Source organism: Chryseobacterium sp. R2ACT005 (assembly GCF_049949215.1).
In the GTDB taxonomy this organism is placed as follows: domain Bacteria; phylum Bacteroidota; class Bacteroidia; order Flavobacteriales; family Weeksellaceae; genus Chryseobacterium.
In genome coordinates, this window is the sequence record NZ_CP188192.1 from 4,281,370 (window position 1) to 4,303,642 (window position 22,273).

The 22,273-nt window shown below is 35.5% G+C and carries 16 protein-coding genes; 8 read left to right on the forward strand and 8 right to left on the reverse strand.

The features are described from left to right. Positions 1-14: 14 nt before the first annotated feature. The 8 genes from bshC to rimP all read right to left on the reverse strand — a co-directional run bounded on the left by bshC (position 15) and on the right by rimP (position 14,034). The gene (gene bshC / locus ACPF63_RS19685) at positions 15-1,601 is read right to left on the reverse strand and encodes a bacillithiol biosynthesis cysteine-adding enzyme BshC (RefSeq protein WP_426481009.1); all 1,587 of its coding nucleotides are present in this window, start codon (positions 1,599-1,601) and stop codon (positions 15-17) included. Positions 1,602-1,613: 12 nt separating this feature from the next. Beyond that, positions 1,614-3,551, reverse strand: coding sequence for a putative porin (locus tag ACPF63_RS19690; protein WP_426481010.1), 1,938 nt, complete (start codon positions 3,549-3,551; stop codon positions 1,614-1,616). 95 nt (positions 3,552-3,646) lie between these two features. Next, positions 3,647-4,474 carry a hypothetical protein gene (locus tag ACPF63_RS19695; protein ID WP_426481011.1) on the reverse strand — a complete coding sequence of 276 codons (828 nt, stop codon included), beginning with the start codon at positions 4,472-4,474 and terminating at the stop codon, positions 3,647-3,649. A gap of 19 nt (positions 4,475-4,493) precedes the next feature. Continuing rightward, complete coding sequence (locus ACPF63_RS19700; protein ID WP_426481012.1) at positions 4,494-6,041, reverse strand: RagB/SusD family nutrient uptake outer membrane protein; 1,548 nt, start codon at positions 6,039-6,041, stop codon at positions 4,494-4,496. A 12-nt stretch (positions 6,042-6,053) separates the two neighbouring features. Beyond that, positions 6,054-8,942: a SusC/RagA family TonB-linked outer membrane protein gene (locus ACPF63_RS19705; protein ID WP_426481013.1), complete on the reverse strand. Its 2,889-nt coding sequence runs from the start codon at positions 8,940-8,942 to the stop codon at positions 6,054-6,056. 305 nt (positions 8,943-9,247) lie between these two features. Then, on the reverse strand, positions 9,248-12,238 hold the full coding sequence (gene infB / locus ACPF63_RS19710; RefSeq protein ID WP_426481014.1) for a translation initiation factor IF-2: 2,991 nt from the start codon (positions 12,236-12,238) through the stop codon (positions 9,248-9,250). 76 nt (positions 12,239-12,314) lie between these two features. Continuing rightward, positions 12,315-13,550 (reverse strand): transcription termination factor NusA, encoded by a 1,236-nt coding sequence (gene nusA / locus ACPF63_RS19715; RefSeq protein ID WP_047097519.1) that lies wholly within the window; start codon positions 13,548-13,550, stop codon positions 12,315-12,317. A 16-nt stretch (positions 13,551-13,566) separates the two neighbouring features. Then, positions 13,567-14,034, reverse strand: a complete 468-nt coding sequence (rimP, locus tag ACPF63_RS19720; protein ID WP_077413525.1) for a ribosome assembly cofactor RimP — start codon at positions 14,032-14,034, stop codon at positions 13,567-13,569. A gap of 215 nt (positions 14,035-14,249) precedes the next feature. Between rimP and ACPF63_RS19725 the strand changes: the two genes are divergently transcribed. The 8 genes from ACPF63_RS19725 (at position 14,250) to ACPF63_RS19760 (ending at position 22,273) form a co-directional block, all read left to right on the forward strand. After that, the gene (locus ACPF63_RS19725) at positions 14,250-15,563 is read left to right on the forward strand and encodes a UDP-glucose dehydrogenase family protein (RefSeq protein ID WP_426481015.1); all 1,314 of its coding nucleotides are present in this window, start codon (positions 14,250-14,252) and stop codon (positions 15,561-15,563) included. A gap of 4 nt (positions 15,564-15,567) precedes the next feature. Beyond that, positions 15,568-16,647, forward strand: coding sequence for a dTDP-glucose 4,6-dehydratase (gene rfbB / locus ACPF63_RS19730; RefSeq protein ID WP_426481016.1), 1,080 nt, complete (start codon positions 15,568-15,570; stop codon positions 16,645-16,647). Between the two features lie 89 nt (positions 16,648-16,736). After that, on the forward strand, positions 16,737-17,600 hold the full coding sequence (gene rfbA / locus ACPF63_RS19735) for a glucose-1-phosphate thymidylyltransferase RfbA (RefSeq protein WP_077413522.1): 864 nt from the start codon (positions 16,737-16,739) through the stop codon (positions 17,598-17,600). Positions 17,601-17,774: 174 nt separating this feature from the next. Continuing rightward, entirely contained in the window at positions 17,775-18,623 is an 849-nt protein-coding gene (locus tag ACPF63_RS19740; RefSeq protein WP_426481017.1) for an ABC transporter permease, read from the forward strand. 34 nt (positions 18,624-18,657) lie between these two features. Next, positions 18,658-19,911 carry a polysaccharide ABC transporter ATP-binding protein gene (locus ACPF63_RS19745; RefSeq protein WP_077413520.1) on the forward strand — a complete coding sequence of 418 codons (1,254 nt, stop codon included), beginning with the start codon at positions 18,658-18,660 and terminating at the stop codon, positions 19,909-19,911. 8 nt (positions 19,912-19,919) lie between these two features. Beyond that, positions 19,920-20,321 carry a sugar 3,4-ketoisomerase gene (locus ACPF63_RS19750; protein WP_077413519.1) on the forward strand — a complete coding sequence of 134 codons (402 nt, stop codon included), beginning with the start codon at positions 19,920-19,922 and terminating at the stop codon, positions 20,319-20,321. Beyond that, the gene (locus ACPF63_RS19755; protein WP_426481018.1) at positions 20,318-21,385 is read left to right on the forward strand and encodes a hypothetical protein; all 1,068 of its coding nucleotides are present in this window, start codon (positions 20,318-20,320) and stop codon (positions 21,383-21,385) included. The genes ACPF63_RS19750 and ACPF63_RS19755 overlap by 4 nt, the downstream gene beginning before the upstream one ends. Then, complete coding sequence (locus ACPF63_RS19760; protein WP_426481019.1) at positions 21,386-22,273, forward strand: NAD-dependent epimerase/dehydratase family protein; 888 nt, start codon at positions 21,386-21,388, stop codon at positions 22,271-22,273. It abuts the gene before it with no gap.

The following is a 22,273-nucleotide window of genomic DNA, read 5'->3' on the forward strand; positions in this document are numbered from 1 at the left end:
ATACTTCTTTAAAATTAAATGGCAACAATTATTAATTTGGAATCTTGAACCACCATTTCTTCCAAACAATTTTCAAGCCACGAATAACCATAATCTGAAAAGAATACACTAAAATTATAGACTCTCTCCTGCCATGTTTTAGCTGGATGAACATCTAAAAACAGATTTTCAAGTCTTTCCAGCAACTCATTTTGTTTTATTTTCTCAGCATGGAGCAGACGTTTTTTCATTCTTTTGAAAGACTTCAATTGTCTCACTTCTTCTGCCTTCACCATATTTCCAAATGACTTCTCAGTGGTTTCTGCCGAAGTTCTCAACGCTGAAAAACTGCTGATCAGCAACTCCTCTTTCTCGTTGAGTAATTGTAAAATCGGATTGTCTTTTAAAATTTTATGATTGGTGAGTATGGTAAAATTCTGGAAAAAGTCTTCTATTTTAAGATCCAGTTTCTCAATTTTCCCTAATGTTTTTTCTTTCAGGAAGAGCATCGAATTTCTTGGAATCAGTATAGGGAACGGAATAGTAATTTTTGAAAAATAATCTTTAAGTTCCAGCCAGTACATAATTTCAGCATTTCCTCCAATATAAGCCAGATTCGGCAATACATTTTCCTGATACACGGGACGCATTAAAGCATTGGGACTAAATTTTTCCGGATGATTTTCCAATTCAGCAAGTATTTCTTCTTCTGTAAACTGAATCGTTTTATCTACGATAATGTATTTCTGTCCGTTAAATTCAATTCTGTCTCTGGTTTCAGAAAGATAGAAAAGGTTTATTTCACGAGGATTTACCTGAACTTTCCCGTATTTTTCCGTCAGAAAATCTACTTTACTTTTAGATGTTTTCTGTAAACTGAAATGAAGAAGTTCATCTTTAAAGATCTCCTTCATCTGATTTTTAAGTTCTTTAGAATCTCCATCCAGAATCAAAAGTCCGAATTCTGAAAAGAGACGGTTGACAAGAATCTTAATTGCTTCCGTTAAAGTGTTTCCTGTCTTATAAGCTTCCTTCATCATTAAGATCAGCTCGGTTCCAAAAATGGAATCTTTGAATTCTTTTTCAAATTCAGAAATAAAATAGATATCGCTGACCTCAATTCTTCCTACCGGACCACCGGATTTCTCATTGGTCTCATAATAATTATTCTCGGTTTTAAAATGATTGATCTCAGCAAAATCATGATCTTCTGAAGCCATCCAATATACCGGAACAAAATTAAAATCCGGAAAATTTTCTTTCAGATAGGTACATGTCTTTATGGTCTGCAGAATTTTATAAACAAAGAAAACAGGTCCCGAAAACAGGTTCAGCTGATGTCCCGTTGTAATAGTAAATGTATTGGGCAGTTTAAGATTTTCAAGATTTTCCTTCTGTTTTGAAGAAAGGGAAAGACTTGAAAGCTGGCCTTCAAATACCTCTGATAAAATTTCTCTCTTCCTTAATGAAAAAGAGTCTTTTTTCAGATGAATCTGTTGTTTAAAATGATCTAAAGAAAATGTATTATTTTCAAAACCCTCAATTTTCTGATTTAAAAAATCTTTTACCAATTGAGGAATGCTTTCTATATCGTTGAATGATATTTTATTTATTGTTTTCAACCTGTACAGTTTTTAGTTGAACAAATACCACACAATTCCGATGTTCAATCTGAAATCATATACCGGATAATGTGGAAATGCATATGCTTTGTTATTGGAAATAACAGTTCCTATCTGCTGACCTTCTATGAAAAAGAACATTTTTTTCACCTTCATATTGATATAGATATCGGCAATAGGCTGCCCTCCAATTGAAAATGAATCTGCTCTCGGAAGGATATATTCATTAAGAACAGGGAAATAATCTCTTGAAGCAAATTTAGAGAAGTAATAAACTTTAATACCTGCCTGAATTTCCGCTGCTTTTTTGAATGCTTGTGTCTGATAAAAGAAATTAGCTCTACCAATAAAGCTTGGCATAGGAAGCAATTCTTTATTCGTTAAAGTATTTTGGAAATGCACTCTGGTATTCAGATGGAATTTGTTGAAACTGAATGTAGCATCACCTCCAATCTGAGAGATATTCACAGAATTATCACTTTGTTTCGGGCTTCCATTGCTGTCAAAATAAGTATAGTTATCTATTCTGAAATAATTGGCAAAAATCTCTGTTTTAAACCATTTCAAATTGATACTTCCCCCCACTTCCATTACAGACTGGTTCTTTGCATTTTCAAGATAATAATTGAAATTATTGTAAACAGAAGTATTCAATAAGTAATTGAATGATGGATAGGCACTTTGGAAATTTACTTTAGCGTTAACGAAATAATCTTTAATAGGTTCAAACTTCAGATTATTGGTTGTTTTCAGGTAGCTTTTAAACTGGCTTCCGTTTGAAAATTCAAGGAATGAGTTCAATTGAATTTTATCCCAAAGTTTTACCTGTAGATTCCCTACAGCTCCGATTCTGTTTTCTTTAAGCTCACCAGGAAAAGGAACGCCGTTAAGGGCAACAACATCTCTTATTCCCAATTTGATCATCTGATAACGCACACCAGCATCCAGTTTGAATTTTTCATTATTAAAAATCAAGCTAACTGTATTGCTGAAGTTTTCAGAATATTTTTTTGTGGTGAGTGGAAAGCCGTTAACCAACTCAGTAGGAGCATCATACCAATAAGGCTCCAAAGCTGTTTGATTATAGTAATATTTATTCCCCTGATGAGAAATAATATGTCTTATACTGAATGGAAATTTCCCGGAATTGAATGGGGTGAACTGATGACTCAGGTAGTATCTTCTGTAAGAAAACTGTGAGCTGCTTGATGCCAGGTTTACCTGAGCATTTTGTCTGTTGCTGTAATTACTGTCACCATTCATAAACAGGTTATCTTCTGTAATACCTCCACTTTCCTGATTGTTTACATTCTGGTGAAGATAGTGAGCGAAAATTTCATAGTTTCCACTTTTTGAAGTATAATGACCTGAAAATAAGGTATTGTTATTTGCCGCTAATGAGTTTCTGTAAAGTCCCTGAGAACGAAGTCCCATATATTCAAGAGCAAAATTGAATCTTTTCCCAATATTCTGGGTGTAAGTAGAGGTTAGCGCCGCCCCGTTTCGCATTGCATTATGGTATACAAATGTAGCGGTAGGTGTTTTTACATCATAGTATTTCACATCATTTGCTCCAATAATCATATAAGATTTATTGGATGGCAGTAAGGAAAGATTCTGCTCATCATTCACTTCAAATACCAGAGGATTGAATCCCGACCCTATATTGGCAGTTTGTACTCTTCCGAAATTATCTTTATTATTTTGTTGTGAAAAGATATAGGTTTTATCAAAAGTCATTACCGTATCAAAAACTTTCTTTTCAGAAAACTGAGTCTGATACTGGTAATCATTAATAGTAGGCTTGAAAATTTTCAGGGAATCTTTTTTCCCGGAATCTATCACAAGAGTATCTTCTTTTTTAGGCTGAGGCTTGGCCCCAGCTTTATTAACGACCTGAGCCCTGGCTACAAAACTTAAAGAGAAGAGTATGAAAAGGATGTACTTCATTATTCATTATTGTACAGCAAAAATAAGAAATAAAAGGACATAAAAAACCCCACAATAAATGTGGGGTTAATTTATATAAGTATATAATATTTTACTTATTGACCTGTAAATTCTTCATCATAATCTCCAAAACTTCCTAGTGAAGCACCAGTAGCAGGATTTTTAACAAAAAAGTTAACACGAAGTTTCAATACTCTTGTACATGCATTGAATGATGATTTAGTTCCATCAGCAGCATCTTTAATGTAGTTAACACCACCATTAGAATTAGAACCAAGGCTCTGCTCAGGTGTAGTAACAGCATAAGTATCAGGATTATACTTCAAAATCATATCAGCACCATTATCCATAAATCCGATAACTTTAAATGTACCAACACCAGCTGTAACTCCTAAATCCTGAATAGTATAAACTGCAGTAGGGTCTTCTTTCCATGAAGATACATTGTTTTTGAACTGTCCATTTCCAACAAATGCAGAAGACGGACAAGCTTTAGTATACGTCAAAGTATAAGTCTGATCAAAAGATGTATTAGGAATTGATGAAGATTGTAGTTTAAATACAATTACTTTAGGTGCAACTGTAGCTCCTCCTTCAAGAAGTTTCACCTGAAATTTACCATCTGCCTTACCTGCATCAACTGTTACAGTAGGATTTACAATTTGGAAATCTGTACCTTCTACAGCTGTTGAAACATTTTTATCTACAATAAGTTTTACTTGTGCTGATGAAGACAATGTTTGAATAGTTCCAAAGTCAATATCAACTGTAGTAGAACCTGTTCCCATTTTTACAACCGCTTCGCTTCTTACTCCTTTATTGAAATGTAAATATGGATCGCCATCATAAGTCTGGGCTTCGTCCTTACAACTGTTGAAGAAGAAGACGAAGGAGGCCAATATTAGGAATGCAATTTTTTTCATAAATTTTTATATTATTATATTAATAGCCTGGGTTTTGTTGAACATTAGGATTTGCATTAATTTCATCCAATGGAATAGGTAATGTAAATCTATAATCACTAGCAGGCAATGTAAGAGGCATAGTCTTATTGTCATCATCATAAACATCTCTGTCTACTCCAACGCCAGCAGCTACCCCCATTCTTTTTAAGTCCAAATAACGATGACCTTCAAAACATAGCTCTCTTCTTCTTTCTAAAAGAATATCTGCATATGCTTGCTGAGGAGATGTATAAGTAATTGTAGCAGCTAATGACTGTTTTGATCTTGTTCCTCTGATTGCTCTAACACGAGATGCAGCGGTTACTAAATCTCCTTCATGCACAGCAACTTCAGCTAAAATCAGATACATTTCTGACAATCTGAACATTTTAATATCATTCCTTAAAGCCATTGTAGAACTTGCAAGAGGAGCAAGTTTACCCGGGTATTTATCTATAACGATAACATCGTCTTCTCTAGCGTTTGGTCCGTTAGGATAAAGCTGATCAAACTTACTTGACGGATCAACAAATACATCAAATCTAATATCTCCACCTGGCAACTGATTAAGGAGTGAGAATAATTTTCTACTCATATCAAAATTCACAGATCCGTTAATATCAGTTGTATTTGTAGTCCATAATCCGGCAATATTTGACCAAGAACCAGTAGAACTGTTAGGTCTGTATAATGACCATAAAATCTCCCCTCTACCACCATTAGCAGCAGTAGCATCTTTCCACATATTCGTATATGCAGTCCCATTACCACTAGACAGCGCTAAACCACTAGTTGTGATAGCTGCTGTAGCATTAGCTTTTGCATTAACATCATCACCTTTGTAGTTATAATATCTCGCTGCAATCGCATTAATTGATGCTTTTTTATCGAAGTAATGTTGAGCAGAAACACCTGTAGATACTACGCTTGAGTTAAAATTTGTAAGTGCATATTCCAAATCTGATTCAATCAAAGCAAAAACTTCAGAGTTTTTCACTCTTGGTAATTTCGTAGTAAAAATATCTGCTGGTTCAGTACTAAGCATTACACCCAAAGCATTAGGATCCTTCATATTCGTAGAGAAGTATGATTCCAAAGTAAGATAAGCATAAGCTCTTATAGCCCTTGCATTTACTAATATACCAGTATATAATGCTTTATTAGCATCAGATAATGAGTTGTAATTAATCAGAGTACTTCCTTTCAAAAGGATATTCACTTTATTGATAATGTTATAATTACTTACCCAAATACCTGACGGTTGGCTTGTTGTAGAATTAAGTACAAATCTGTGTGTTAAAATATCTGATGTACTTACACTGCTTGGGCCATATCCAATTTCGTCCGTGAATAGTGAAGTAAAAAAGATCTCATTCGTTGGGTTTACAGCCGGATAAACACTTCCATTAAGAAACTTCTGCATATCATCCACCGACTGAAAAGCAACATTTGCATCATTAATCTCTCCATCCTGGACAATTTCTAGTGCATCGTTACATGACGTCAGCACTAAGAAAAACGATAATATATAAAATACTTTTTTCATTTTAATAATTTTTTAGAAATCAATTTTCACCCCTACTGTATACATTCTTGGGTTAGGGTATACACTTAAATTAGATCCTGTAATTGGTTCAGGATCGAAACCTCTCCATTTTGTCCATGTATAAAGGTTTTCTCCTTGTACATAAATTCTAAGTCCTGTAATTGGCAGATTCTGTAACTGCTCTTTTTTAAGCTGATATCCTATTGTAAAAGATCTAATTTTTAGGAATGAAGCATCTTTAATAAAGTAGTCTGAGTCTGCTGTATATCCCCAGTTGGTAGCTCTTAAGCTTGGAGTATCAGAATTTGAATTCTGAGGAGTCCATGCATTTAATAAGTCTGTTGACATGTTTGAAGATCCAACAGCACTAGACCCTAGTCCTTCAGGGTTAGCTAACCAATAAAGTGCATTATCAAATTTCTTAACTCCTTTTTGGAAAGTGAATAATCCATCAACGAAGAATCCTTTATAATTTGTTTCAAAACCAAAACTTCCTGCATACTTAGGAATAGGACTTACATCAAGGAATTGTGCATCTTCAACTTTTGGAGCCTCTGTAACTCCACCGTCTTTACTGTAGAATAATAAATTACCATTACTTTTATTAACTCCGGCATATTTATATACATACCACTCACTTAGAGTATGCCCTGCCATGTTAACGGTTGTACCTGGTTCCGGATCTCCGAAAATCGTATAGTCATTAACTTTATTGTTGTTATAAGAACCATTAGCAAATACACTTAAGGTAAGATCGTTAGTTTTTATAACATTATAACGCAATCCAAGTTCAATACCTTTATTAGTCATTGATCCATTGTTACCAGATACGCTATAAGAACCTGATACACCAGAAACTGGGATTGTACTGAATAGATTTGTTGTTTTCTTCTGGTACACATCAAGAGTACCTTCTAGTTTATTATTAAGTAAAGTGAAGTCTAACCCGATATTCGCCTGAGCAACATCTTCCCATTGTACTAACGGGTTTCCATAAGCAAAACCTAATCCAAGAGCATTACCATATCCTGTAGGAGAAGTATATAAGTCTCTTACAATCTGGCTAGCTGTTAATAAAGGGTTTGAACCTGGAGTAGCTGCAAGAATATTCTGGTTACCGTTTGTTCCATAAGAAGCTCTCAGCTTAAGACTATTGAATGTAGATCCTTCCATGAAGCTCTCTTTGTCAATATTCCATCTACCTGCTACAGACCAATACGTTGCCCATCTGTTTTCTCCAACAAATCGGTAAGATGCATCTCTTCTTAATGTACCACTGAAACCAAATCTTCCAGCATAATCATAGTTAACAGTTCCAAAAACAGCTACCGTTCCTGCTGTAACTCTTGAAGCACTTACTGAAGGGATATAAGGAGATGTTGCAGTGTTATCAAACGGCACATATCCTGTACCTGAACCTGGCACATAAGTTCTTGGGTCCAATCCGTTTTGTCTTCTCGTTGTAGATCTATAATTTACTTTATTATATTCCATGTTCACGGAAGCATCCACAGAGTGTTCACCCAATTTCCCACTATATAATGCAGAGATTACGTTGTTAATAGTTAAGTCTCTTGTTGTTGTTTGATCTTCGTTACCTGTATATTTAGCTGTTCCTTGTGTTGCTAACGCCAGATATGCCCAAGGAGCTCTACCAGAGATTCTATCACCTTGTCTGTAATCGATACCTAGTTTATTACTAATGGTAAAGTTCTTAGTAATATTATAAGAAGCACCCAAGTTTGCACCGATCGATATCTGATCTACCATGTTTGGAAGGTTTCCTCTTGTTAGTAGATTTTGCAGTACATAGATGTTGTTACCATTATTGAAATTAGTACCAATACTATTAAACAACTCTTGTCCGTTAGCATATTTAGTTGGAGATAAATATGGTAACCCTTGAAGAACCCCTAAAAGTGGGTTTTGTACAGAGTTATTTCTGATACCGGTATTTGTTTCTTCTAATAATTCGTTTCTTCTTGAGAAAGCAAGAGCAATTTGTGAGTTAACGTTTAACTTATTATCTTTTGATTTAGCCTGAATGTTTGACCTAACAGTAAATCTCTTGAAATCAGTAGTTGGTACTGCTCCTCCTTGCTCCATATAACCAAATGAGTTATATGAAGATACGTTTGCTCCTCCTGTAGAAAGTGCAACATCATGAGACTGGAACATCTCTGGCTTAAAGAAGTAGTCTTTCCAATTTGTATTAATTCCTTTAGCTAAAGCATCTTTAGCCTTTAGATATTCCGAGTTAGTATCAGATAATCCGTATAATTTCATAATCCCCATATACTGTTCAGTATTGGCAAGATTATATTTATCAAGCGGTCTTAGAGACATCCCTGTCATTCCCGTATAGGAAAGCTTAAATCCACTGTTATATTTACCTCTTTTTGTTCTGATAACTACAACCCCGTTAGCACCACGGTTACCGTACACGGCAGTTGCTGCAGCATCCTTCAAAATAGTCGTTGACTCTATATCATTAGGGTTCAAGTTTCTATATTCTGAAGCATTTGATGGAATATCATCAATAACGATTAAGGCATCTGTGTTACCATTAATAGAACTGGTACCACGAATCAATAAGCTAAACTTAGCAGAACCCGGGCTACCAGAACCACCGTTCATGATTACCCCCGGCGCTGACCCCTGTAAGGAAGTTAACATATTGACATTTGGTCTGTTCTCGAAGAATACCTCCCCAACAGTATTAGAAGCAACAGTTGACTTAGGTTTTGTGATACTTTTTGAGTAACCTAGCAAAACTACTTCATCAATTGATGTTTCTTTTTTTACCGTGTCCTTTTTCTTAGTTGTTGTCTGCTGCGCAATAACCATTCCTCCAAAGAAAAACAGCGCACCAGCACTCAATACACGTAATTTAACATTCATATTAACAAATTTTAATATATTTAATGGGCAAATATGTTAATAAATATTAACATCCACAAATTAAACCACTGTTTAAACAGTGGTTTTTTTTAATATTTTATTTAAAAATAACGCAAATTAAATAGGATTCAATAATAATAGATGGTTTTTATTCAATAAAAAATAATTTTTTTACAGACCAAATTCATTTTAACAAATTATTAGTAATTCAAAAAAAATTATTTAGAATCATTATAAATTAATTGAGTATAAAAAATAAAAAAACCACTTTATAAAAAAGTGGTTTTCACATATTTAGGATATATTTATTTCAGTTTCTTCTTAACAGCTACTTCTTCGTAAACTTCAAGAATATCTCCGATTTCGATATCATTATAACCTTTCAGGTTCAGACCACATTCGTAGCCTTTTGTGACTTCTTTAACATCGTCTTTGAAACGCTTCAAGCTTTCAAGTTCACCGTCAAATTTAACAATACCGTCTCTTAATAAACGTACTTTCGATTGTCTTGTAACTTTTCCGGTAAGAACCATACATCCGGCAATTGAACCAACCTTAGAAATCTTGAATACCTCACGGATTTCAACATTACCAATTACCTGCTCCTGAATTTCCGGAGAAAGCATTCCTTCCATTGCTTCTTTTACCTCATCTATTGCTTTATAGATTACAGAGTATGTTCTGATTTCAATTTCCTCACGGTCTGCAAGCTCTTTGGCATTAGCACCTGCTCTTACATTAAATCCAATGATAATCGCATCTGATGCTGCTGCTAAATTGATATCAGATTCCGTAATCTGTCCTACACCTGAGTGAAGAATTTTTACGCTGATTTCCTCTGTTGACAATCTTTGTAACTGATCAGAAAGTGCTTCCACAGAACCATCCACGTCACCTTTAAGAATAATATTCAATTCTTTGAATTCTCCTAAAGCAATACGTCTACCTAATTCTTCAAGCGTTGTATGTTTTTTCGTTCTGATAGAAAGTTCTCTCTGAAGCTGTTCTCTCTTGTTGGCAATAGCCTTACCTTCACTTTCGTCAGCATATACACGGAATTTATCACCAGCTGTAGGTGCTCCATCTAAACCTAAGATTGTTGCAGGAATTGAAGGTCCAGCTTCATTAAGGTTTTTACCTCTTTCATCAAGTAACGCCTTTACTTTACCATGATTTTTACCAGCTACTACATAATCTCCTACTCTTAATGTTCCGGTTTGTACTAACATGGTAGCAACATATCCTCTACCTTTATCTAAAGATGCTTCAATAACAACACCATTTGCAGAACGGTCAGGATTCGCTTTTAGTTCAAGCATTTCAGCCTGTAATAAAACTTTTTCCAATAATACGTCTACATTATTACCAAACTTAGCTGAAATTTCCTGCGCCTGAACATTCCCACCCCATTCTTCAACTAAAACCGGAGGGTTTAAGCCTGAAAGCTGTTGACGAATATTATCAGGGTTTGCATTTGGCTTATCAACTTTATTGATTGCAATAATCATTGGCACCTGTGCAGCCTGGGCGTGAGCAATTGCTTCTTTCGTTTGTGGCATTACATCATCATCAGCAGCAATTACAATAATTGCAATATCCGTGATTTGTGCACCTCTCGCTCTCATTGCTGTAAAGGCTTCGTGACCAGGAGTATCTAAGAATGTAATTCTCTGACCGTTTTCCAGTTTCACGTTATAAGCACCAATGTGCTGGGTAATACCTCCAGATTCACCTGCAATTACGTTAGTTTTTCTAACATAATCCAATAATGAAGTTTTACCGTGGTCAACGTGTCCCATTACAGTAACTACTGGCGCTCTTGATACTAAGCTTTCTTCACTGTCGATTTCATCTTCGCTGTCACTTTCTTCAAGGTCAGCATCCGAGAATTCAATTTTATAACCAAACTCATCTGCTACCAATAATAAAGTATCAGCTTCAAGTCTTTGGTTCATGGTAACCATTACACCTAGTGAGAAACAAGCAGAAATTACTTCAGTTGGAGAAACGTTCATCAAACTTGCCAATTCACCTACAGTGATGAATTCTGTTACTTTAAGAGTTCTGTCTTGTGCCTCAAGCTCCTGCTGACGCTCATCCTGCTCTCTACGGAAAGTTCTTTTGTCTTTTCTGTGTTTTGCAGATTTAGATTTACCTCCTTTATTAGTAAGTTTTTCTAGTGTTTCTTTGATCTGGTTCTTAACTTGCTCGTCAGTCAGCTCAACTGGCATAACTCTTTGTCCAGGTCTATTGTTCTGGCCTCCTTTCTTGAAGCCACCACCACCTTGACCTTGAGGACGGTTTCCTCCACCTTGGTTGTTTCCAAAACGGTTTCCTCCTTGACCACCTTGACCTTGTGGACGGTTTCCTTGGCCACCTTGCCCCTGACGGTTTCCACCTTGGCCACCCTGTCCACCATTGTTGTTATGCGGACGGTTTCCACCTTGGCCTTGACCACCTTGATTGTTGTTATTTCCTGAGTTTTGATTATTCCCCTGACCTTGTTGATTGTTTTGGCCACCAGGTTTTTCAATTCTCTTTCTTTTCTTTTTTGCTCCAGAACCTGGTTTTGGTGCAAATTGAGTCAAGTCGATCTTTTCCCCAACGATCTTAGGACCGTCAAGTTTCTGATATACTGTCTCAATTTTCTGAGGCTCCTGAGATTCAGGTTCAGCCTCAGCCGCTTTTGGAGTTTCCACTTTTTTCTCCTCCACAACAGCTGGTTTTGGAGTTTCTTTTACTGTTTCCACAGGTTTCACTTCTTCTTTTTTCTCCTCCATTTTTGGCTTGTCTTTTTTCACAGGTCTGTTTCTAGATTCTATTTGAGACAAATCAATCTTATCCAAAACTTTGAATTCCTGTTTTTCAGGAGCTGCTTTTACTTCCGGCTGTTCTTCTTTCACGATTTCTTCTTTCTTTTCTTCAACCGGTGTTGCAACAGGAGCCACAGGAGCTGCAGGAGCTTCCTCAACTTCAGGCTTCTTAGGTTCTAGATCTATTTTACCTAAAATTCTAGTTTCTGGTTTATTTGCTTTAGCTCTTATCACTTCAGGGGTTTTCTTCTCTTCAATTTCCAGTTTTTCTTCCGGAACTTTAGTGATCACCACCTCATGGGAAGCCTTTCGTTGTTCGCCGTCTTTAGCAAACTCAGCCTCCAATGCAGAATATGCCGATTCTTCCAATTGAGCGTTAGGATTGCTTTCAACTTCAATACCCTTTGATTGTAAAAACTCTACTAATCTGGACATCGAAATGTTGAATTCCTTAACCGCTTTATTTAATCTAATTTTTGGCATCTATATTATTTACTGTTTTTTAATTTTTAAAATTAAAGTATTTCCTTTTTACTGTTTATTAAAATTTATTTAAATCTTAATCTTCAAATTCTTCTCTCAAAATACGTTTTACCTCTTCGATTGTTTCTTCTTCAAGGTCTACCATATTTAAAAGACTTTCAGTTTCTTTATCTAATACTGATTTTGCAGTTGTAAGTCCTACTTTCTTAAACTCATCCAAAATCCACTGCTCGATATCGTCATTAAATTCTCTCAATTCAACATCGTCATCCTCGCTGGACTCTCTGTATACATCAATTTCATATCCTGACAACCAAGAAGCCAGTCTAATATTCTGTCCTTGTTTTCCAATTACTTTAGAAATCTCTTCAACAGGAGTATATACTAATGCATAGTTTTGATCCTCATTGATGTCAATTTTATTGACAGTAACGTTTCCTAAAGCTCTCTTCACCAAAATTTCAGGGTTTTTAGACCACTGAATAACATCGATGTTCTCATTTCTCAACTCTCTTACAACCCCATGAATTCTGGATCCTTTAACACCTACACAGGCACCTACCGGATCAATTCTGTCATCATAAGCATCTACTGCAATCTTCGCCTTTTCACCAGGAATTCTTACTACCTTTTTCAGCATAATTGTTCCGTCCTGGATCTCAGGAATTTCCAGCTCTAATAATTTCTCAAGGAATTTAGGTGCAGTTCTGGAAATAATAATCTGTGGTTTAGAACCTTTAAAGTCTACTGTTTCAACAATAGCTCTGATATTCTCACCCTTTTTAAAGAAATCGGATGGGATCTGGTTTTCTTTTGGTAAAATAAATTCATTTCCTTCATCATCCAGCAAAATCACGTGCTTGTGACGGATATGGTGGATTTCTCCTACAACTATTTCTCCAATTTTATCTCTAAACTGCTCGTACAGCATTGCATTATTGTGCTCCTGAAGTTTTGTAGCCAGAATCTGCTTAAGGGTAAGAATATTTCTTCTTCCCAACTGTGCAACAGGAATTTCCATTGTAAAGTCCTCACCTACTTCAAAGGTAGGATCAATCTTCTTTGCTTCAGAAATTTCAATTTCCAAATCATCATCTTCAGACATTTCGTCCTCTACAATTGTTTTATTTAAAAATATCTGAAAATCTCCTTTATCTGGGTTTACAATCACATCAAAATGATCATCCGAATCAAATCTTTTTCTCAAAAGAGTCTTCAGTGAATCTTCAATAATTGCCATAAGATCAATTTTACTGATCCCCTTTTCGTCTTTAAAATCACCAAAGGATTCAATCAACGCTATATTATCCATCTATTCTTTTTTCTTTTTAAAATTTAATTACTACTAATGCTTTCTTGATTTCGGAGTAAGGAATCTCCTTCTCCTCTTCTACATCTACTTTTCCTTTTCCGATATCTTTCGGCTTACGGTAACGCAAAGTAAGCGTGATCTTTTCATCATCTACTTTTGACAATTCTCCTTCTATTTTGGAAGAATCTTCCAGCATTACCTCAATCTCTCTTCCAATGTTTTTACCGAACTGTCTTGGTGTGGATAATGGTTCGCTCAATCCCGCAGACATCACCTGAAGACTGAAGTCATGCTCTTCACGATCCATATTGAATTCTATTGCACGGCTTGCATCAAGGCAGTCCTGCAGCGAAACTCCGTTATCACCATCTAAAATCACTGTAATATCATCCCCTGCAGAAATTTTAAGATCAATAAGAAACAGATCTTTTCTGGTCTCAAGGAATTCATTTAACAATTCGTCAATTCTTTTTCTAAACTCCATATAATTTTATCTTGATTTACAGTACGAAAAAAGGCTTTCTTCCGAAGCCTTCCCATTTTTTCCCGTAAATCCATTGCAAATATACGCATTTTTTCCAAAAACACAAAATTATCTTAAGTATCAAGCAAATAGCGCCAGATTCATTTACAATAAATTAAAAGAATATGTCACAGGATTTTTATTACTTTTGTCTTTAGAATTTAAAAACAAACATTTTGAATATAACGATTGTAGGAACAGGTTATGTGGGGCTAGTTACAGGAACTACTCTGGCAGAACTTGGCAATTCAGTATACTGTGTTGATATTGATGAAAAAAAAGTAGAAGGTTTGAAAAACGGCATTGTTCCCATCTATGAGCCGAACCTTGAAGAGATGTTTTTAAGAAACATTCAGTCTGAAAGATTATTTTTCACCACCGATCTTAAAGAAGCCTTAGACAAAAGCGAAGTCATATATCTGGCATTACCAACTCCTCCGGGAGAAGACGGTTCTGCAGATTTATCTTATGTACTTCAGGTAGCCAACAACATTGGTGAGATGATGACAGAATACAAAGTTGTTGTCAATAAAAGTACTGTTCCCGTAGGAACAGCTGACAGGGTAAGAGAAACAATCGCTTCCAAAACAAACCTCCCTTTTGATGTAGTTTCAAATCCTGAATTTTTAAGAGAAGGTTTTGCCGTTGAAGACTCTATGAATCCCTCAAGAGTAGTTGTAGGTGCAAGCTCAGAAAAAGCAAAAGACATCATGTCTAAAATCTACCAGCCTTTTACCAATACGGGAATTCCAATCATCTTTATGGATGAGAAATCATCAGAGCTTACAAAATATGCTGCGAATTCATTTTTAGCCGTAAAAATTACCTTTATGAACGAAATTGCAAACTACTGCGAAAAAGTAGGTGCAGATGTAGATAAAGTAAGACTGGGAATGGGTAGTGATGACAGAATTGGGCATAGATTCTTATTCCCGGGAATCGGATATGGAGGAAGCTGTTTTCCTAAAGATGTAAAAGCTCTTATCAAATCCGGGAAACAGGAAGATTTTAATTTCCAGATCCTGGAAGCTACTGAAAATGTAAACACCACACAAAAAATAATTTTAGTGTCTGAAATCGAAAAGTATTTCGATGGTACTATAAAAGGAAAGAAAATTGCCATGTGGGGACTTGCCTTCAAAGCAAATACAGATGATATCAGAGAGGCTTCATCTTTAGACAACATTGCTCTTTTATTAGAAAAGGGCGCAGAGATTATAGCTTATGACGCCGTTGCCGAAAGCAATGTTCAGAAACTCCTTGGCAGCAAAATACAATATGCCAAAGGAATGTATGACGCATTGGAAGGCGTTGATGCGTTATTTATCGCCACCGAATGGCCGGAGTTTAAAAATCCTAATTTTGAGCTTATGGCTAAAAAAATGAAAAACAAAGCCATTTTTGACGGCAGAAATATGTATCCATTGGAAATCCCTGAACAAAACGGATTTCATTATAAAAGTATAGGAAGAAAGACCATCTCAAAATAAATAAATGAAAAACATTATCATTACAGGAGGTGCCGGATTCATCGGCTCCCATGTTGTAAGAGAATTTGTAAAAAACAATCCGGATACAAAGATCATCAATCTTGATGCCCTCACCTACGCCGGAAATCTTGAAAACTTAAAGGACATTGAAAATGAACCCAATTACGTTTTCGAAAAAGCAGACATCACAAACCCGGAAGAACTCAGAAAGGTTTTTGAAAAATATAATCCCGATGCTGTAGTACATTTGGCGGCAGAAAGTCATGTAGACAGAAGTATTACTGATCCAATGGCATTTATCAATACCAATGTAAACGGAACAGCCAATCTTCTGAATCTTTGTAAAGAATTCTGGACACTAAACCCAGATCATACTCATGGCAGATTCCCGGATGAAAAAAGAACCAACCTTTTCTACCATATTTCCACTGATGAAGTATATGGAAGTTTGGGTGAAACAGGATTCTTTTTAGAAACAACTCCATACGACCCACAATCTCCGTATTCTGCTTCAAAAGCAGCATCTGATCATTTGGTAAGAGCTTATGGAAATACTTACGGAATGCCGTTCATCGTTTCTAATTGTTCAAACAATTATGGACCCAATCATTTTCCGGAAAAACTTATTCCTCTTTGCATCTCAAATATTATCAACGAAAGACCTCTTCCTATTTATGGTGATGGAAAATATACGAGAGACTGGTTATTTGTAATTGATCACGCCAAAGCAATTCATCAAATTTTTATGGAAGCAAAAACTGGTGAGACTTACAATATCGGAGGATTCAATGAGTGGCAGAATATTGATCTTGTAAAAGAACTGATCAAGCAAATGGATGCTAAACTAGAAAAACCGGAAGGCTATTCTGAAAAACTGATCACTTTTGTAAAGGACAGACCTGGCCATGACAAGCGCTATGCTATTGATGCCACGAAACTAAATAAGGACTTAGGCTGGAAACCTTCGGTAACTTTTGAAGAAGGGCTGGGAAAAACGATTGACTGGTATCTTGAAAATAAAGAATGGCTTGAAAATGTAACTTCCGGAAATTATCAGGATTACTACAACAAACAATACAGCTAAAGGTCTTAGCTATTGAAGGGACAATCCAGAAATAGCAAAATAAAATCAATTTATAACACAAAAGAAATAAGCGTAATACGCACCACCAAATGAAAGGAATAATATTAGCCGGAGGTTCCGGAACAAGGCTTTACCCTCTAACCATTGCCGTAAGCAAGCAGCTGATGCCTGTTTATGACAAACCAATGATCTATTATCCGCTTTCCACACTTCTTTTAGCCGGAATCAAGGATATCCTAATCATTACTACCCCACACGACCAGGCCGGGTTTATCAAACTTTTGGGAGATGGTTCTCAAATTGGCTGTAATATAGAATATGTTGTACAGCCAAGCCCTGATGGTTTAGCGCAGGCATTTATTTTGGGGGACCAGTTTATTGGCAATGATTCTGCTGCACTGGTATTAGGTGATAATATTTTCTACGGTTCTGAAATGGGAACTTTACTGAAAAATAAAACCAACCCGAATGGAGGAGTTGTTTTTGCTTATCACGTTGCTGACCCCGAAAGATATGGGGTTGTAGAATTTGATAAAGATTTAAAGGCAGTTTCTATTGAAGAAAAACCTATAAATCCTAAGTCAAATTATGCAGTACCGGGTCTTTATTTTTATGATAACGATGTGGTAGAAATTGCTAAAAACATCAAGCCTTCTGCAAGAGGCGAGTTGGAAATTACTGATATCAACAACGTCTATTTAAAAAATGAAAAGCTTGAGGTTGCAGTTCTTGACAGAGGTACTGCATGGCTGGACACCGGAACTTTTGACTCTCTTCATGACGCTTCAGAATTTGTAAGTGTTATAGAAAAAAGACAAGGGTTTAAAATCGGCTGTATTGAAGAAATAGCGTTCAGGAATAAATTCATTAATGAAGAAAAACTGCTTGAAACTGCGGTAAAATATGGCAAAAGCGGCTATGGTGAATATCTGAAACAACTTATCGGGAAATAACAAAAATAATTTATAAAAATCATAGACTATTGGCTTTATGGCCAATAGTTTTTGTTCATACCATCAATTATCAATATATTAGTTGTTGATTTTTAGTTTTATTTATCATGAAAATTTATAAACGAAAAGATATGGTAAGAATTAATTATTATAAATTTGCAAAAACTTACACAGATGAATGAACCACAACAGAAGTGGACTGAGACGATTGGTGCAAATCATTCGTTATTTGACTTGAAGCTAAAAGAAGTCTGGAAATACAAAGATCTTGTCTATATGTTTGTAAAGAGAGATTTTATATCCAGTTTTAAGCAGACTATTTTAGGACCTATATGGTTTTTTATCAATCCCATTCTAACAACCATCGTATATCTGGTTATTTTTGGAAGAATTGCGAAACTCCCAACAGATGGAGCCCCACCTCTTCTTTTTTATCTGGCCGGCGTTACTCTTTGGAATTATTTTTCTGCCTCTTTACTGGCTACATCCTCCACTTTTACAGGAAATGCCGGAATTTTCGGAAAAGTATATTTTCCAAGACTGGTTACCCCATTGTCAATCGTCATATCTAACCTTATGAGGTTTGGAGTACAGTTTATTCTATTCATCCTTGCGTGGGCTTATTATTACTATAAAGGAGAAGCCCATCCTAACATCTGGATTCTTACAACCCCTTTTCTTATATTCCTGATGGCTCTTTTTGCATTAGGTGTTGGAATGATATTTTCTTCACTCACTACGAAATATAAAGATTTGGCAATGCTATTAGGTTTTGGGGTAAGCTTGTATATGTATGCAACTCCAGTAATATATCCTGCCTCCTCATTACCAGGATTCTTCAAAAAATTAGCATATTACAACCCCTTAACCGGTATTTTTGAATGTTTTAAATACGCTTGGATCGGTGTTGGAGACTTTTCTCCCGCTATGCTGGGAATTAGTACTATTATTATTCTTATCCTTTTGATGGTAGGAATTGTTGTATTCAATAAAGTTGAAAAAACCTTTATGGATACGGTGTAATTATTTCCTGTTTAAAAATTTAAATTAAAAAAACATGCTAGCTTTAAAAGCAGAAAACATATCTAAACAATACCGTCTGGGACAAGTCGGTACAGGAACACTGTCTCATGATCTCAACAGGTTCTGGTATAAAATAAGAGGAAAGGAAGATCCTTATTTGAAAATTGGAGAAACCAATGACAGAACAACCAAGGGAGACTCTGAATATGTATGGTCTCTCCGTGATATCGATTTTGAAATCGAAAAAGGAGATGCTGTAGGAATTATCGGAAGAAACGGTGCAGGAAAATCAACGCTGTTAAAGGTTTTAAGTAAAGTTACAAAACCTACGACAGGTAAGATTTATACCAATGGAAGAATTGCTTCTCTATTGGAAGTAGGAACAGGATTTCATCCTGAAATGACAGGACGGGAAAATGTTTTTCTCAATGGTGCTATTTTAGGAATGACAAGGAAAGAAATCAAGAGAAAATTTGATGAAATTGTAGATTTTTCTGGTGTTGAGAGATATATTGATACTCCTGTTAAAAGATATTCTTCGGGAATGTATGTTCGCCTTGCGTTTGCTGTAGCAGCTCACTTAGAATCTGAGATTTTAATCGTTGACGAGGTTTTAGCAGTGGGTGATGCAGACTTTCAGAAAAAATGCCTTGGAAAGATGAATGATGTCACCAAAGGAGAAGGAAGAACCATCTTATTTGTAAGCCATAATATGACTGCAATAAAAGAGCTTTGTTCATCCGGAATTTTACTTCACCAAGGGCAGTTAACATATAGCGGAGGTATTTTAGATACCATTGCAGAATATCAGAAAAGCTCTGAGAAGCAATCAATTTACCTTCATGAAGGGCCGTTGGAAACAGCTTTAGGAAATGAAAATATCAAAATATTAGAATTTTCTGTTAAACCTACAAAAGGACAGTTTTTAGATATAGAATCAGGGATTAAAATCCTGCTTAGATTTTATAATTTCAAAGAAAATATCAATATTGATACAACTTTTGAGCTGAGAACATATGAAGAAGCGGTAGTTTTCCATACAGGGGCTCCCATTACTACTCAAAATGATTCTCAGAAAAAAGAATATGTTGTAGAATTCGAAATCCCACCACACTTACTCAATACGGGTAATTATTATTTCAAACTCATGTTTGGAGAAGATCAAAGAATCCCTCTTTTTGTAGCCAACGAAATAATAGGTTTTGAAGTTGAAAATGTAAAAATGGGTAAAAATATCAATGTATTACCCGGAATTATCAGACCTGATTTTAATTACATCGTAAAATAAATTATTTAATGGAAAAAGTTCAATATTTTGATTTAGAAAAAATAGGTGATTCTTCATTAGGCTTCATTACAGTCGCTGAAAATTTAAAAAATATACCTTTTGAAATTAAGCGTGTATACTGGACTTATTATACACCTCAGGATGTAATAAGAGGAGGTCATGCTCATAAAAATCTTGAACAATTAATATTCGCTGTTTCAGGTATTATAGAATTTAACACAGAAAATAAAGATGGACATAAAGAAAGTTTTGTTCTGAATAACCCATCTAAAGGTATATACATCCCCAAATTGGTATGGAGAGATATCAAGTTTTCACATAATGCAGTGCTTTTATGTTTAGCATCTCTGCCATATACTGAAGACGATTATATAAGGGATTACCACGAATTTCAAAAACTCATAGAATGATTAAAATATTAATTGCCGGTGCAGGCGGCGCTCCCTCTGAAGGAGTCATCAACTCACTTCTTCTAAGCTCGAAAAAGGAGAGAATAATTGGGATGGGCAGTGAGCCTACAGATCTGATACTCTCCAATGCACATGAAGTATCCTATATACCTTATGCCAATCAGCCAGATTATAAAGCGTCATTATTACAAATACTGAATCAGGAAAAACCTGATTTAATACATTTTCAAAATGATCTGGAGATTTATCATGCCTCCATAATCAGAGAAGACATTCATTCTACCGGCACTAAAACGTTTATGCCATCGCATGAAGTAATAGACACCTGTGTTCATAAATATAAAACCTATTTAAAATGCAGGGAAGCCGGTGTAACAGTTCCAGAAAACATCATGATCAATAATGAAGAAGATCTAAAAAAAGCGTTTTCAGATTTAGGAGATAAGGATGGAAACATATGGCTAAGAGCTTCATCTATTGGAGGAGGAGGTAAAGGCGCCCTGCCTACTAATGATTTTTCGTTTGCCAAAGGGTGGATTGACCGATATAACGGATGGGGAGACTTTGTCGCAGCAGAAATGCTTACTCCAGACACGGTAACATGGCTCTCCATTTGGCATGAAGGCGAATTGGTAGTCGCTCAGACAAGATTAAGAAAAGGATGGACTCATGGAAACAGAACTGTTTCCGGGGTTACAGGTGTTACAAAAGTAGGCCAGACCTACTCAGATCCTGAAATAGACAGAATATCAATAGCTACCATAAAGGCAGTTTCGGATAAGCCTCATGGCATTTTCGGGGTAGATATGGCTTATGACAAAAATGGAGTACCTAATCCTACAGAAATCAATATTTCAAGATTCTTTACAACGGTATTATTTTTTACCGAAGCAGGATTAAACATGCCTGAAATATTTAAAGACATTGCTTTATATAATGAATTTCCCCAATTAAGTAAAAAAATAAATCCATTACAGGATGGGCTAATGTGGCTAAGGGGGATGGACACTCACCCCAAATTAATGACCGATATTCAGATACAGCAACGAATAAAAAATTTATAAATGTTACTTTTAACGGGAGCTTCGGGATTTATAGGAAAACATTTACTTCCGCTATTGATTGAAAAATACGGTAGGGATAATGTTGTGTGTCTAACTTCTCAACCTATATCAGAATGTAGATATTTGTTACACAACAACTATCAGTTCGAAAGCGATTTTTTTTTTAAAAATGGGTTTCAGTATATTGAAACAATAATTCATGCAGGAGCTTTCACCCCCAAAAAAGGAAGTGAAGCCAATAATATTCAATTATCCAATTCAAATATATTTAACACAGATAAACTATTAAGTGCTACTTTACCTCATATAAAAAAATTCATTTACCTTAGTACACTCGATGTCTATGATAATGAGAACATTATTTCTGAGAGTACTTTAGAAAAACCGGCTTCATTGTACGGCCATTCTAAGCTATATTCAGAAAAGATGGTGGAAAGTTGGGGAAAAGAGCATAATAAATCCGTTCAAATTTTAAGGATAGGCCATGTATACGGTCCGGGAGAAGAGGCTTATCAGAAAATAATTCCTGCAACAATACATAATATTTTAGCAGAAAAGCCAATTCAGATCTGGGGCACAGGAGAAGAATTGCGCTCTTTTATTTATATTAAAGATATCGTTAAAGCTATTGTAGATTCTATTCAACTAAAAGATATAGGAGTTATAAACTTAGTCGGAAATCGTTCTATTTCTATCAATGATTTGGTAAATACAATAAAACTCATTTCTAACAAAGACGTAACAATAGAAAAAATACCTGCTGAAAAAAAAGGAAGAGACTTTGTATTTGACAGTTCAAAAATGAATGAATTTTTGCTACAAAAAGAAACCTCTCTTGAAGAAGGGCTAAAAGAAGAGTTTGAGTACATGAAAAAAAATAAAAAATAA

Coding starts and splice junctions, on each gene's coding strand:
- ACPF63_RS19690 (WP_426481010.1), bottom strand. CDS start 3,551: ATGAAGTACATCCTTTTCATACTCTTCTCTTTAAGTTTTGTAGCCAGG.
- ACPF63_RS19695 (WP_426481011.1), bottom strand. CDS start 4,474: ATGAAAAAAATTGCATTCCTAATATTGGCCTCCTTCGTCTTCTTCTTC.
- ACPF63_RS19700 (WP_426481012.1), bottom strand. CDS start 6,041: ATGAAAAAAGTATTTTATATATTATCGTTTTTCTTAGTGCTGACGTCA.
- ACPF63_RS19705 (WP_426481013.1), bottom strand. CDS start 8,942: ATGAATGTTAAATTACGTGTATTGAGTGCTGGTGCGCTGTTTTTCTTT.
- infB (WP_426481014.1), bottom strand. CDS start 12,238: ATGCCAAAAATTAGATTAAATAAAGCGGTTAAGGAATTCAACATTTCG.
- nusA (WP_047097519.1), bottom strand. CDS start 13,550: ATGGATAATATAGCGTTGATTGAATCCTTTGGTGATTTTAAAGACGAA.
- rimP (WP_077413525.1), bottom strand. CDS start 14,034: ATGGAGTTTAGAAAAAGAATTGACGAATTGTTAAATGAATTCCTTGAG.
- rfbB (WP_426481016.1), top strand. CDS start 15,568: ATGAAAAACATTATCATTACAGGAGGTGCCGGATTCATCGGCTCCCAT.
- rfbA (WP_077413522.1), top strand. CDS start 16,737: ATGAAAGGAATAATATTAGCCGGAGGTTCCGGAACAAGGCTTTACCCT.
- ACPF63_RS19740 (WP_426481017.1), top strand. CDS start 17,775: ATGAATGAACCACAACAGAAGTGGACTGAGACGATTGGTGCAAATCAT.
- ACPF63_RS19745 (WP_077413520.1), top strand. CDS start 18,658: ATGCTAGCTTTAAAAGCAGAAAACATATCTAAACAATACCGTCTGGGA.
- ACPF63_RS19750 (WP_077413519.1), top strand. CDS start 19,920: ATGGAAAAAGTTCAATATTTTGATTTAGAAAAAATAGGTGATTCTTCA.
- ACPF63_RS19755 (WP_426481018.1), top strand. CDS start 20,318: ATGATTAAAATATTAATTGCCGGTGCAGGCGGCGCTCCCTCTGAAGGA.
- ACPF63_RS19760 (WP_426481019.1), top strand. CDS start 21,386: ATGTTACTTTTAACGGGAGCTTCGGGATTTATAGGAAAACATTTACTT.